Raw genomic sequence first — 13,251 nt, forward strand, 5'->3', positions numbered from 1 at the left:
GGACTAGAGTTCAATCATGAGTTTAGGGAAAAAAGAAGACCGTATATTAGGCGATCGTTATCAACTGATAGAGTTAGTCGGGTCTGGTGCAATGGGACAAGTATATCGTGCCGAGGATAAAGTCTTGGGTGGTGTCACCGTTGCCGTCAAATTTCTTTCTCAAACTCTCCTGAATGAAAAAATGAGACAACGTTTTGAAAGGGAAGCGACTATCAGCGCTTTATTGGGAGAAAAAAGTATTCATATTATCCGAGTCAGAGATTATGGAATTGACGAAAACGAAGTACCTTACTACGTAATGGAATTTCTGGAAGGACAAAGTTTAAGTGATTTAATCAAATTTCAACCCTTAGAACTCAAAAGATTTTTACACATCACCCGTCAAATTTGTGTCGGTATGGAAGCCGCCCATAGTGGGATTACCTTACATGGGGATTTATGTCAGGTTGTCCATAGAGATATAAAACCTAGTAATGTTTTGGTAATGCCTGATCCTACCGTTGGTGAGTTAGTGAAAATTCTTGATTTTGGTATTGCCAGATTAGTACAAGAAAATGCCACTCAAACTCATTCTTTTATGGGAACTTTAGCTTATTGTTCTCCTGAACAAATGGAAGGAAAAAAGCTAGATAATCGCTCTGACATTTATAGTTTAGGGGTAATGCTGTATGAAATGCTAACCTTAGAGATGCCGATTCTGCCCGAAACTTCCTCTTTTGGAGCATGGTATAAAGCTCATCATGATTTCGAACCTCGCCCCTTTGAAGCTCATTTACCCATACCTTCGGATTTAAAAAACATCATTATGAAGTGTATGGCAAAATCACGGGATAATCGCCCTCAAACAGTGGCAGAGATATTAAAAGTTATTCAAAATGTAGAGATAGATCAACGTGATTCTGGGGCAAAGAAAACAAGTTACTCAGGACAACCGACAATTGTTGCAGATATACCAAAACAAGAAGAAAAAACTACGATCGCACATCCCCATTCTCAAGATGATGCCACCCAAGTATCATCTCCATCAAGAAAAACCATTACTGATTTAACTTGGCCAAAAAATAAACCTCTACAAAAAATCGTTTTTCCCCGCATAGTTAATACCGAAACGGAGACTTATCCCAGTCTATGGGTTATGTTGGACAAGCAAGATATTCTCAACCGTATAGTTAGTATTCGTTATAATCAATTTCTATTTTTAAGCTCTCCCCATCCGATGATATTATGGATTACTGTCATTTATAATCCTACTTATGGTGCGAGATGGCTACCCTGTTATTTAGACTTAAAAAATGAGACGTCAAAACAAGTAGTTGCCTCTTTAGCTGGTACAGGCAGTTATAAAATTCTCTTTTTTGCTTTAGAAGAACCCCGAAAATGTCAACATAGTATGGTTTCAACCATTGCCTCCAATCAATGTAAAATCATGCAAGAATGGATCAAAAATAGTACACACTATAACAGTACAGGAGATGCAAGAGTTAGTAAAAAAAGATTAAAAGATGAATTTGAACGTCTAAAACCAAAAATTTTAAGTAAGTTATCAGAAAGCTATAAGTAATCAACAATTAGTGGTATGGAGGTTTCGAGTGTCAGGTTTAGGGGAGTAACGAGTAACGAGTAATTATTCACTATTCACTATTTACCTTCACTCCTTGCCCTTTGCCCTTTTGCTAATCCCAAACTTAAATAAATATAGCCTAAAAAAAATTTGAAGATTAAATATGCAATATCGTCGATTTGGTAGAACAGAATTACAAATGCCCGTATTTTCTTGTGGTGGAATGCGTTATCAATATAAATGGCAAGATTTACCCTTTATAGAAATTCCTCAAGATAATCAAAGAAATTTAGAAGCTACCATTCGCAAAAGTTTGGAAGTGGGTATTAATCACATTGAAACTGCGAGGTTTTATGGTTCTTCAGAAATGCAATTGGGTAAAATTTTACCGACTTTGCCAAGGGAAAAGTTAATTGTACAAACAAAAGTTCCTCCAGAAGAAGATAGTAAAAAATTTCTCGCCACTTTTGAAAAGTCTTTAAGTTATTTACAATTAGATTACGTTGACTTATTAGGCATTCACGGTATTAACACCCCTGAGTTGTTGGAATACACTATTCGCCCCGGAGGATGTTTAGATATTGCTAGGAAACTACAGGCACAGGGAAAAGTTAGGTATATTGGCTTTTCTACCCATGGAGCTACGGATTTAATTATTAAGACCATTGAAACTAATCAATTTGACTACGTTAACTTACATTGGTACTGGATTTATCAAAAAAATTGGGATGCGATCACATCTGCAACTCGTCATGATATGGGTGTATTTATAATTAGTCCTTCTAATAAAGGGGGAATGCTATATCAACCGTCACAAAAATTAGTAGATTTATGTCAGCCTTTAAGTCCTATCATTTTTAACAATCTTTTCTGCTTATCCCATCCACAAATCCATACTCTTAGTGTGGGTGCAGATAAACCTAGTGATTTTGATGAACATTTGAAAACTCTACCTCTATTATCTCAAGCCGAGGAATTGTTACCTCCAATTATTGAGCGTTTAGAAAATGAAGCCAAACGAGTTTTAGGGGAAGAATGGCTAAACACATGGGAGAAAGGTTTGCCGAATTATGAAGATACACCGGGTAATATCAATATTCCAATGATTTTATGGCTACGTAATTTAGCTCTTGCTTATGATTTAGTGGAATACGGCAAAATGCGTTATAACCTTTTGGGTAATGGTGGGCATTGGTTTCCGGGGCAAAAAGCGGATAAATTAGCGGATTTCGATTTAACTAATTGTTTAAAAAATAGTCCTCACCGAGATAAAATTCCTGAATTTTTAGCACAAACCGAATCGTTACTTGGAGGGCAAGAAGTTAAAAGATTATCTCAAACCAATTAGGAGTTGATGAAAAAGTGGTGTCAGGGGAGTAATAGGTAACCTCAGTTCGATTTAAGAATATCTGATAAGGTTAGGTGTCAGGTGTCAGGTTGCAGGTTGCAGGTGGTAGGGGTTTTTAGCAAGGGGCTTTCTTCTGACCTAGGCAAGGGGCTTAAGCCCCTTGTTTAAGTCAGTTCGGTTTAAGGCAATTTTATCGTTATTTCTAAGAAGAAGCTATAAGGTTTTCTGACTACGAGTTGGGATGCTTTCAGCTTATCCAAAACTCAGATTAGGGTGGTAAATTCTCAGTAGCGATATTGAGAAGCCCATGCTTACACGAAGTAAAGCGATGGGAGTAAGTCACTCTAATAAATTAGGCTTTAAAATAATCATGGCAATAACCTAACTTAATCATTAACAATGGAAGAAAAACAAATACTACCCCATCATTTAGAATTATGGCAAAAAACTCTTAATTGGACTCCTTCTTCTTCAGTATTAGAAAAATGGCAAGAATTATATAATCAAATTTTGATCAAGAATAAATACTTGAATTTAACTCGTATTACTACTGTGGAAGAATTTTGGGAAAAAAATTTATGGGACTCTTTAGCTCCAATTATTGATTATGATTTAAAGAATAAAAAAGTCATTGATATTGGTACTGGTGGCGGTTTCCCCGGATTAGCTTGTGCGATCGCATTTCCTGAATCTGAATTTATCTTAATGGATTCGATCGCCAAAAAAGTTAATTTTATTGATGAAACAAAACAAATATTAAATATAGAAAATGTTATTACTTTAATTAATAGAGCAGAAATAATTGGACAAGATATAAACCATAGAAACAAGTATGATTTTGCCCTAATAAGAGCCGTTGCGGAAATATCTGTTTGCTTAGAATATACTTTACCATTATTAAAACAAGGTGGAATTGCGATTTTATATAGAGGAAATATTGAACAAAAAGAACAAGAAAAAATCGCAAAAGTTGCCTATAAATTAGGAGGAGAATTAATCGAAATTACCAACAAAAATACTCCTGTTAATAACTACACCCGTAATAATGTTTATATCAAAAAAATAACCAATACCCCGAAAAAATATCCTCGTGAAGTAGGAAAACCCACCAAAAACCCATTATGAATTCAATTCAAAGTGAAAATTAAGGGATTGAGAAAACCTTAAATATTAATAACCTTCTGACAATCATTTCGTTAAACTGAATATTAAAGATACCTTACAAACAAATAAACAATCAAAAACATGGAAGCGATTAAAATAGGCATTATTGGGGGCAGTGGTTTATATAAGATGGAAGCCCTACAAAACATCGAGGAAATAACCATTGAAACTCCCTTTGGTAAAACTTCCGATAATCTCATTACAGGCACACTAGATGGTGAAAAAGTGGTATTTTTACCCCGTCACGGTAGAAATCATCATCTTTTACCCTCAGAATTGCCTTTTCAAGCTAACATTTATGCTCTTAAACAGTTAGGAGTAGAGTATATTATTTCCGCTTCTGCGGTGGGTTCACTACAAAAAGAAATTAAACCCTTAGATTTAGTTATACCAGATCAATTTATCGATCGCACCAAAAATCGTCCTGCCACTTTTTTCGGAGAAGGAATTGTTGCTCATGTTGCCTTTGGGCATCCCACCTGCCCACAACTAGGAAAAATTTTAGCCAAAGCTATCACTAATCTTAACTTAGAAGATATTGAATTACATGAGGGCGGAACATATATTTGTATGGAAGGTCCCGCATTTTCTACCATTGCTGAATCTAACTTGTATCGTAGTTGGGGAGCAAGTATCATTGGCATGACAAATTTAACCGAAGCAAAATTAGCCAGAGAAGCTGAAATTGCTTACGCTACCCTCGCACTCGTCACAGATTACGACTGCTGGAATCCTGAACATGATCATGTCACCGTTGAAACAGTTATTCAAAATCTACATCAAAACGCTGTCAATGCCCAAAAAGTGATTAGGGAAACAGTGAAACTCATCGCAGAAAATCCCTTTGTTAGTAAAGCCCATTCAGCCTTAAAGGATGCTATTATTACTCCCTTAAATAACGCCCCAGAAGCTACTAAGGAAAAGCTATCTTTATTGTTGAAAAAATATCTTTAACTGAAGTTTTGTACTAATCAACCTGGGCAGGGAGTCGGGATAAATTTACATCTATGAGTGACGGAGAAAAGGGCAAAAGGCAAGAGGCAAAGGTAAATAGTTTATAGTGAATAGTGAATAGTGAGTAGTTGATAATTATTCGTTACTCGTTACTCATTACTTTCTTCTAAAACCTGAAACCTGAAACCTGAAACCTGACACCTTATCTCCCTCTCCCCTCATCCCCCCATCTCCCCAACACCTGTAACCTGAAAACTCCTCATTCTTAAGCCAAACGGGGGTTACTTATCAATCATCTCCCGGGTTTACAAACATTATAATCTTCATGGGAAACTACAGCCTCTGGAGCGACAAAACTACCATAATCCCTACAAATAAGGCGATAATTTCTCGTGACGGGAATACTGATAATGAAGCGATCGTGTCTCAGTCTTTTTCCCCTAAAATTCGTATAGCAAGTTTGATTTTGAATATGTTTTATTATCTGTCGAGCCTTTAGTACTACATTTTTAGGCAACGAACTTAAATCGATAGGATCATTACAAAAAGTCTCCTGCCAAGCATTTTTTTCTCTTCTTTTTTGTTCCCTAAAAGAATGTTTTTGTTCACATCTATGACAAACTTTACCGTAACCGCTATGACCACAGGCAAATTTTTTCTTTCTTCTCGACATGACCTTGACCTCCAATAATTTTCAGTATGATTAAATGTGCCGAGAATCCGTTAGTTGAACCGTTAAACTAATTATTTTCTATTTCTATCAGCAAATTTTTTTGATTTCAGACGACAAAAATTATCAAGGTAGTTGACTGATACCAATTATTCCTCTATACCGTTGATAATGAGTATTTGTTCTGCAAGATAAGTTATTTTTTATAAAGTAATTAATCATAATAAAATATACGGTATTAAATAAGATAATTAGTATTTTATGCCCTAATAATTCTGAAAATATAATCTTATTAATTTGCAAAGGAAAAAATTTTGATAAATAATTAGTCTAAAAGCCTTTATCTAACATTGATCCCCTCACAATACTTAGGATACTCGATGGTTCTTAAAATCAACAAACTTTATTTAATTTTATTAAGATTATCTTTACAAAACTTAAAATTAATCTCAATTAATGAGAAAAAAATTCCCCAAAACCAAATATTATTCCCGGGTAAAATTAACATAAATTAGCATAAATTAACATTACTTAATATATAATCGAACCTAGAAAATAAAATAAGTAATAATACTTAGGATAAGCAACAAAAATTTTTTTGAAAGAGATATTAATCAAGAATAAAGGGTAAATAGAAAAGAAAATAAATCGAGAAAAAATTATTTAGAACCCCAATTTTTTTTGTTAAAATTCCCATAGCAGAGAGCAATAACATAAACTATATTGATATTACTTAAGTAATGGATTATATTTAATGGTGACTTTAGTAAAAATTAATTTAATTTAGGTGAGGAGAAGATGAATCCAGAAGATTTTTCCGCTCAGGTAACATTAAACGTCACAACTACCGAGGATCAAAATGATGGTAGTGCCGCCAATGGTTTATCCTTAAGGGATGCTATTATTCAGGCGAATGCAGATCCACGACGAGAATACATCATTAACGTTCCTAATGGCACTTATAATTTAACTATTACTGAAGATGGTTCTCTTGATATTAGTAGTAGTATTTCTATCATTGGTGCTGGTGCGGGAAACACAATCATTTCTGCTAGTTTTTTAGGCGATCGCATATTTAATGTTTCAGGCACAGGCAACCTCAGTATTGCGAATTTCACCCTCCAAGATGCCAACGTCGGCACAGATAGCATTATTGACGAAGAAGGAAACGCAGGTACAATAGCCGTTGATGGTGGTGCGATCAATGTTGAATCAGCAGGAAAAGCCACCTTAAATAACATGATTATCGCTCAAAACCGCACTAACGGTAAAGGTGGAGGCATTGCCAATAACGGTATTTTAGAAGTGAATGATTCCGTTGTTTTAGTCAACCTTTCTGTGGACAGTGGCGGAGGCATTTATAACGGTGAAGGAGGAAGGGCGATAATTAACCGCAGTACCATTGCCTTTAACTCTACCAGTAACACTATCAATGAAGAAACCCTTTTAGGAGGAGGAGGAATTTTTAATGATGCTGGTGGGGAAATGACCATTATTAATAGTACCATTTCCAATAATACCAGTTTGATTGGTGGAGGTCTTTGGGTTCAGGGAGAGCAAACCACAATTATCAATAGTACGATCGCACGTAATAGCGGTTCTACAGGTGCTGGTATCTTTTCAGGTAATCCCCAAGACGGAACTGCCACAGTGAATACCATCCTCCGTAATAGTATTGTTGCGGAAAATACAAACAGTGAAGACATAGATGGTAATTTTAATCTTCAAAGTTCCTATAACTTAATTGGTACATCAGCACGAGGAACTCTTGTTAATAGTCAAAATAATAATCAGGTGGGAACAGTTATTCAACCTATAGACCCCCGACTAGGTGATTTACCGGGCGAATTTACCACCACAGACGGAGCATCAAAAATATTAGTTCACCCTATCGAAGCAGGTAGCCCAGCTATTAATGCAGGAAATAACGCCGTTACCAGAATTAGAGATTTAAGTAACTATTTCGGTAACACTGACCAAAGAGGAGAGCTTAGAATAAATGATGGTGTTGTGGATTTAGGTAGCTACGAATTTAATGAAGATTCTGGAATTAATAGCGAAACTATCAATCCCGGATTGACTAACCCCATTATTCGTTTTCAGAATACCCAAGTACAGGGAACTTATCTTTTTGTCGGAGAAGCAGAAGCTCAAAATGTGAGAACAAATCATCCTATCTTTCGAGAGGAAGGAGAAGCATTTAGGGTTGCATTTAACCCCGAAGACGACTTAATAACCATTTATCGTTTTCAGAATCAGAACCAACCCGGAACATATCTATATGTAGGGGAACAAGAAAGACAAAGCGTTTTACAAAACTACTCTAATACTTTTGTAGAAGAAGGAATCGCATTTTATGTCTATGGTGCAGATGCCAATAAAGGAACAGATATTTTCCGCTTACAAAATTTAGATGTACCCGGAACTTATATTTATGTAAAAGAACAAGAAAAGAATAATATACTGGCTAATTTTGATAATTTCCGTTTAGAAGGAGTTGCTTTTGAAGTAGCTTAAAAAAATTTTATTAAACTTATAAATTTTAATTGACATCATCATTTAAAAAAGAGGTAAAACTATGACTACATTCGATTTTTCCCGTCAAGTAGTTTTAAATGTAACCACAACTGAAGATCAAAATGACGGTAGTTCGGCTAATGGGCTGTCTCTTAGGGATGCGATTTTACAGGCCAATGCCAACCCTTCCAAAGAATACGTTATCAACGTACCTGCTGGAGTTTATAACTTAACCATTCAAAATATTTTACAACCACCTGCCATCGATGATAGCACCCCAGATTTAGCCACTTTAATTGAAAGTCGTAAAACCACAGGGGATTTAGATATTAGTGGTAGAGTCACTATTATTGGAGAAGATCCAGAAAATACGATTATTAGCGGTTTAGGGTTACAAAGAACCTTTGCAGGAGCAAACTTAGAAGGTGAGTCGCTTAGAACTGTTACTAGAATTTTCACTGTGGGCGATCGTGTCTTTGACGTACTCTCAGGAGGATTTTTAACCCTTGAGAATGTTACAGTTCAAGATGGTTTATTGATTGAAAATCAGAGTATTTTTGTCGATACTGATGGGGATGGTCGTATTGACACTTTAGATGCAAGAGAATCAATCCAAATCGGTAATGTGGATACTATTCCCAATGGTGCTGGGATAAATGTTTCTGCGGGTTCAAGAGTGATAATAAATAATAGCATTATTGCTAACAGTTTAAGTGAAGTCAAAGGAGGAGGAATTAATAATGATGGAGAGTTAACTATTAATGATTCTCTCATCAAAAATAATCGTGCTGAAACTATTAATAATGCTAATTTTTTTACAGCCGAAGTCAAAACAGGGGGGGGAATTTACAATACTGGTATAATGAGAATTAATCGTAGTTCTATTATTGATAACTCTGTTGAGTCATCTCAACCTACTGATATTGAAGGAGCAGGGGCAGGTATTGCCAATGATGGGGCTGGAATTATGACCATTGTAAATACCAATATCTCCGCTAATGATGCTGGGGTTGATACTGGAGGGGGTATTCTCAACCGAGGTAGAGCCACTATCGTTAATTCTACTATTGTTAATAATATTGGACAAGTGGGAGGCGGTATTTACTCAGAAACCACAGGAGCAAGTACAGTTATCACGAACACCATTGTTGCCAATAACCAAGTACCCTTAGAACAAAGAGAAGAAATTACCTCTGATTTTCCCGTTTTTAACTTAACCACAACTCCTCTCACTAATTTTGCAGATGAATTTGTTTGGGATATTATTGACGGTACAAATCGCTTAATTCAACCGCCTCCAGATGTTACTCCTTTTCGTGACTCTTATTACAACATTCGAGTATTGTATCGCAATGAAGATCCCTTTTCTGGTTATCCCCCAGAAGGTTTGGACTTAACTGGGATCGTTGGTTTAGATAACTTAATCTTTAATAGTGATGCTGACATCGAATTTGTTTTTAACCGCTACTCTCCATCCAATCCCCTTATCAATGATCCTGATAACTTCTTTAGTGAAGCTAATGGTTTTTTAGGAGAAGATAATAATTTAATTAGTAATCCAAATCAGAATTTTCAATTTGCCTATGATGATGGTACAGGTAACACCATCTTTTTAAACACCGATTTTGAATTTGATGAAGAAGGGAAATTAATTTTAGTCTTATCAGATCCTAATATTAGTAATAACTTTCAAGAAAATATCGATATATTTGTTGCTGATACCCAAGAAGTTTTTACCTTTGATACTTTTAACAATACGATTACCTTAAATGATGAAAATAAAAGATCCGCTAGTTTTGTCAGAGATCAAAATAATCAAGTCAGAAATTTTGATACTATTGTCAGCTTTCAAAATCGTAAAATTGCTGAGATAATCAAAGAAATACCGAATCCGCCTCTACCAACTGATATTGATGGTTTTTTTGGAAGGAGTAGTGCTTTCAACCTTATTGGCAGTAGTAGTGCTAATGGTATTGTGGACGGAGTTAATAATAATATTGTGGGAAGTACAACCGATCCTTTAGATCCATTATTAGAACCGATCGCAACTCTTGGAGGAGATATTATTGCTTATCAGCCCATCGATGATAGCCCTGCGATTAATGCAGGAAATAACTTAATTGTCGAGTTACAACAATTCTTTTCTGCTAATCCAGTAGATCAATTTGGTAATCCTCGTATTAATAATGGAACAGTCGATATAGGTAGTGTGGAATCTGGCTATATTGATACTCAGGGAGTGTTAACAGAAATAGACTCTTTGCTTAACACTCCTATTTTTCGCTTTCAAAATCAGGATGTTGCTGGAACTTATCTTTATGCTCAAGAACAAGAAGCACAACAGATTCGATCGCGCTATCCTAATTTTATAGAAGAAGGACAAGCCTTTAAAGTAGCAGATCAACAAGCGGATGGTTTGATTCGCATTAATCGTTTTCAAAATACAGACATACCCGGGACTTATTTATTTGCCACGGAAGCAGAAAGTGTGTCTATTCGTCAAAATCATCAAAACTTTAAAGAAGAAGGAGTGGCTTTTTACGTTTACGGTGCAGATGCAGATATTGGTGAGGATGTTTATCGTTTTCAAAGTTTGAAGCTACCCGGGACTTATTTATTTGCCTTAGAAGGAGAGAAAGATAGCATTCTAGCTAACTACTCTAGTGATTTTCGTTTGGAAGGAGTCGCTTTTGAGGTAGTTGTTTAAAAAAAATTGGGAGTTAGAAATTAGGAATAAAAAAACTCTATTAAGCTCATAAGTTAAAATAAATAAACCAAGATTCTCCACGTCTTTAAGCGGGAGAGTGTCAACCTTCCACAATGGATAAGTCATGAAATCTCAATCGGAATTACAAACAAAACCTTGGTGGAATCGTCCTTTATTCGGTGGAGTTAGTTTGATAGAAAGGGCTTTAGGGGCTTTAAATCGTCAAGAAATACCCGAATTAGCATTATCGCTACATGATACGGAATTAGAGGAATTGGAAAAAATTTTTCCAACAATGAAAATGCTCGATCATGAGCAATATACGGATGAGTTTTTGCTTTATATAAGAATTAGAAATAAAGTAGAAAATAATCTGGAAGAATATAAGGGTTTACAGACCTTTATTAAAATTTTTATCTTTACTACTAAGCATATTAATTATTTTCGTACCATCAGAAGAATAGAGCTAGATTTTCAGGGTAAAACTCAAATAGAATTATATAATTTTATAGAGGAACAATTAAACTTAACTTCTGACCCTAATTTATTTAATCAAATAGTCATAGAAGAAATTGATAAACTCATAAATATTATTCGTAATGAACCAACCAAAGAGGCTTTATTATCTTATAAAAATGCGATCGATGCTATTAGTAAAGATGAGATAGGTTTAAATTTATTAATTTTGTTTAAAAAATATAATCTAATTGATTATTCAATTTTTAATGTTATCAATGCAATCTTAAAAAAGTTAAAGAAACAGAATTTAGAAACTTTAAAGGCTTTAGTATTAGTAGTGAAAGTTAACTATGATGAGTTAGAAAAAATAGGTCGTTTAGTGGGTATTCCCAACAATGAAGATAAGGTTATTATTTATGCAAAAATCCTTCAGTATATAGCACTCTCTTATCGTTATGAAAATTTACTTTATCGTTTTAATCAACTTTTAGAAGTTGTCAAAAATTGGAATAAGCAATATCAAACTTTGGCAGAAATTAGACAGGAATATCCTAGCCATAAATATAAAATACCAGAGTCTTTTCTTAAAGCTATTCCGGGAGAATATATATATAACAAGTATCAAGAATTTATCTAGTTTGGATAAGGGCAGGTTTGGAGGAATAATGAGTAAGGAGTAATGAGTTTTTAATTATTCACTATTCACTATTCATTATTCACTATTACTGAGTATAGTAACCAAGCAAGATAAGCGGTAAAGGTTTCAGCAATAATACTACTGAAGCGAAATAAAGCAACAACAATGATTATTTTATCACGGGGAAAGATAGCTGGATCTAAAGATGCGATCGCAACTGCTTCAAAAATACCTAAACCGCCGGGGGCGCCGGGTACAATTAAACCAATCAACCATGCAAAACTAAAAGCAGTTAATACTTGGGGAATTAAGATAATATTTAAGTCAATAAAAGGCATCATTAAAGCCATAAAAGCACTACCTCTTAAAAGCAAAAAAATTAGCTCTCCTATTAAAGGTAAAAAAGGATATTTATTTAATTTAATATTTGTTTCTACTTTTCCTTTATTTATTACTAATTTCTTTAAAACTGGGTTGATAAATTTAGGATGAATTACAATTAAAATTATTAATATAAAAAATAATAATAGAGAAAAAATAAGAGGAGAAAAATTTACTTCTAAAATTCCTAAACTAACGCTAAATATAGTAATTAATAAAGATGCGATCGCCATTAGCAAAGGTTCAAGAACCACAGGAAAAGTTCCCAAGGCAATGCTATCACCGTGATTTTGAATTGCTTTTACCCTGCCCACAAAATGCCATATATTACCCGGAATATACTTACTGATATTAGTAATTAAGTAAATTTTTACAGCAGAAAACCCACCTAATTTACAGTTAAATAAAGTTAAAATCCAAGTCCATACCCAAGCAGAAAAAATATGAGCAAAACTATTTAATATTAAACTAATAAAAATAAGTAAAAAAAGATATTTATTAAATTCTATACTTGTAATGCTACGCCAATTATTAACAATAGTAGTAGCTAAAAAAAATAGAGTGATTCCAAAAATAAAGTAGCGTAAAAATTGCTTTAATAACTTCATTAACCTGAGTTCGGGATAAATTTTCATCTATGAGTGATGACGAAAAGGGCAAACCCCCCTTTATCCCCCCTCGAGAGGGGGGAGGGCAAAGGTAGATAGTGAATAGTTGATAATTACTCGTTACTCGTTACTTTCTTCTAAAACCTGAAACCCTGTACGGGCGAATGGCCATTCGCCCCTACTTCACCCTCTCTCCTCATCCCATCATCTCTCCATCCCCTAAACACCCTGACACCTCTTTCCGA

9 protein-coding genes are annotated in these 13,251 nt (G+C 34.7%); 7 read left to right on the forward strand and 2 right to left on the reverse strand.

Going from position 1 to position 13,251, the window contains the following annotated elements; genetic code table 11:
- Positions 1-16 precede the first annotated feature (16 nt).
- The 4 genes from CYAN10605_RS01610 to CYAN10605_RS01625 all read left to right on the forward strand — a co-directional run bounded on the left by CYAN10605_RS01610 (position 17) and on the right by CYAN10605_RS01625 (position 5,027).
- Positions 17-1,561, forward strand: coding sequence for a serine/threonine protein kinase (locus CYAN10605_RS01610; protein ID WP_015218193.1), 1,545 nt, complete (start codon positions 17-19; stop codon positions 1,559-1,561).
- Between the two features lie 163 nt (positions 1,562-1,724).
- Entirely contained in the window at positions 1,725-2,909 is a 1,185-nt protein-coding gene (locus tag CYAN10605_RS01615) for an aldo/keto reductase (protein WP_015218194.1), read from the forward strand.
- Between the two features lie 399 nt (positions 2,910-3,308).
- The gene (gene rsmG, locus CYAN10605_RS01620) at positions 3,309-4,034 is read left to right on the forward strand and encodes a 16S rRNA (guanine(527)-N(7))-methyltransferase RsmG (RefSeq protein ID WP_015218195.1); all 726 of its coding nucleotides are present in this window, start codon (positions 3,309-3,311) and stop codon (positions 4,032-4,034) included.
- 120 nt (positions 4,035-4,154) lie between these two features.
- The gene (locus CYAN10605_RS01625; protein ID WP_015218196.1) at positions 4,155-5,027 is read left to right on the forward strand and encodes an S-methyl-5'-thioadenosine phosphorylase; all 873 of its coding nucleotides are present in this window, start codon (positions 4,155-4,157) and stop codon (positions 5,025-5,027) included.
- A gap of 292 nt (positions 5,028-5,319) precedes the next feature.
- Here the strand turns inward: CYAN10605_RS01625 and CYAN10605_RS01630 are convergent, their stop codons facing one another.
- Positions 5,320-5,700 carry a DUF7682 family zinc-binding protein gene (locus CYAN10605_RS01630; protein WP_015218197.1) on the reverse strand — a complete coding sequence of 127 codons (381 nt, stop codon included), beginning with the start codon at positions 5,698-5,700 and terminating at the stop codon, positions 5,320-5,322.
- Between the two features lie 795 nt (positions 5,701-6,495).
- On the opposite strand from CYAN10605_RS01630, the gene CYAN10605_RS17690 reads away from it, so the two are divergent.
- From CYAN10605_RS17690 to CYAN10605_RS01645, 3 genes are all read left to right on the forward strand, one after another.
- Positions 6,496-8,214 carry a choice-of-anchor Q domain-containing protein gene (locus CYAN10605_RS17690; protein WP_015218198.1) on the forward strand — a complete coding sequence of 573 codons (1,719 nt, stop codon included), beginning with the start codon at positions 6,496-6,498 and terminating at the stop codon, positions 8,212-8,214.
- A 61-nt stretch (positions 8,215-8,275) separates the two neighbouring features.
- A complete protein-coding gene (locus CYAN10605_RS17695; protein ID WP_015218199.1) occupies positions 8,276-10,921 on the forward strand; it encodes a choice-of-anchor Q domain-containing protein in 2,646 nt (881 codons plus the stop codon).
- 124 nt (positions 10,922-11,045) lie between these two features.
- On the forward strand, positions 11,046-12,017 hold the full coding sequence (locus CYAN10605_RS01645; protein WP_015218200.1) for a hypothetical protein: 972 nt from the start codon (positions 11,046-11,048) through the stop codon (positions 12,015-12,017).
- Between the two features lie 68 nt (positions 12,018-12,085).
- Here CYAN10605_RS01645 and CYAN10605_RS01650 read toward each other — a convergent pair whose 3' ends face one another.
- Positions 12,086-13,006, reverse strand: a complete 921-nt coding sequence (locus CYAN10605_RS01650) for a lysylphosphatidylglycerol synthase domain-containing protein (RefSeq protein ID WP_015218201.1) — start codon at positions 13,004-13,006, stop codon at positions 12,086-12,088.
- Positions 13,007-13,251 lie beyond the last annotated feature (245 nt).

This window comes from Cyanobacterium aponinum PCC 10605 (assembly GCF_000317675.1).
Taxonomy (GTDB): domain Bacteria; phylum Cyanobacteriota; class Cyanobacteriia; order Cyanobacteriales; family Cyanobacteriaceae; genus PCC-10605.

Excerpts from the sequence above, each read along its gene's own strand:
- CYAN10605_RS01610 (WP_015218193.1), top strand. The coding sequence starts at position 17 with ATGAGTTTAGGGAAAAAAGAAGACCGTATATTAGGCGATCGTTATCAA.
- CYAN10605_RS01615 (WP_015218194.1), top strand. The coding sequence starts at position 1,725 with ATGCAATATCGTCGATTTGGTAGAACAGAATTACAAATGCCCGTATTT.
- rsmG (WP_015218195.1), top strand. The coding sequence starts at position 3,309 with ATGGAAGAAAAACAAATACTACCCCATCATTTAGAATTATGGCAAAAA.
- CYAN10605_RS01625 (WP_015218196.1), top strand. The coding sequence starts at position 4,155 with ATGGAAGCGATTAAAATAGGCATTATTGGGGGCAGTGGTTTATATAAG.
- CYAN10605_RS01630 (WP_015218197.1), bottom strand. The coding sequence starts at position 5,700 with ATGTCGAGAAGAAAGAAAAAATTTGCCTGTGGTCATAGCGGTTACGGT.
- CYAN10605_RS17690 (WP_015218198.1), top strand. The coding sequence starts at position 6,496 with ATGAATCCAGAAGATTTTTCCGCTCAGGTAACATTAAACGTCACAACT.
- CYAN10605_RS17695 (WP_015218199.1), top strand. The coding sequence starts at position 8,276 with ATGACTACATTCGATTTTTCCCGTCAAGTAGTTTTAAATGTAACCACA.
- CYAN10605_RS01645 (WP_015218200.1), top strand. The coding sequence starts at position 11,046 with ATGAAATCTCAATCGGAATTACAAACAAAACCTTGGTGGAATCGTCCT.
- CYAN10605_RS01650 (WP_015218201.1), bottom strand. The coding sequence starts at position 13,006 with ATGAAGTTATTAAAGCAATTTTTACGCTACTTTATTTTTGGAATCACT.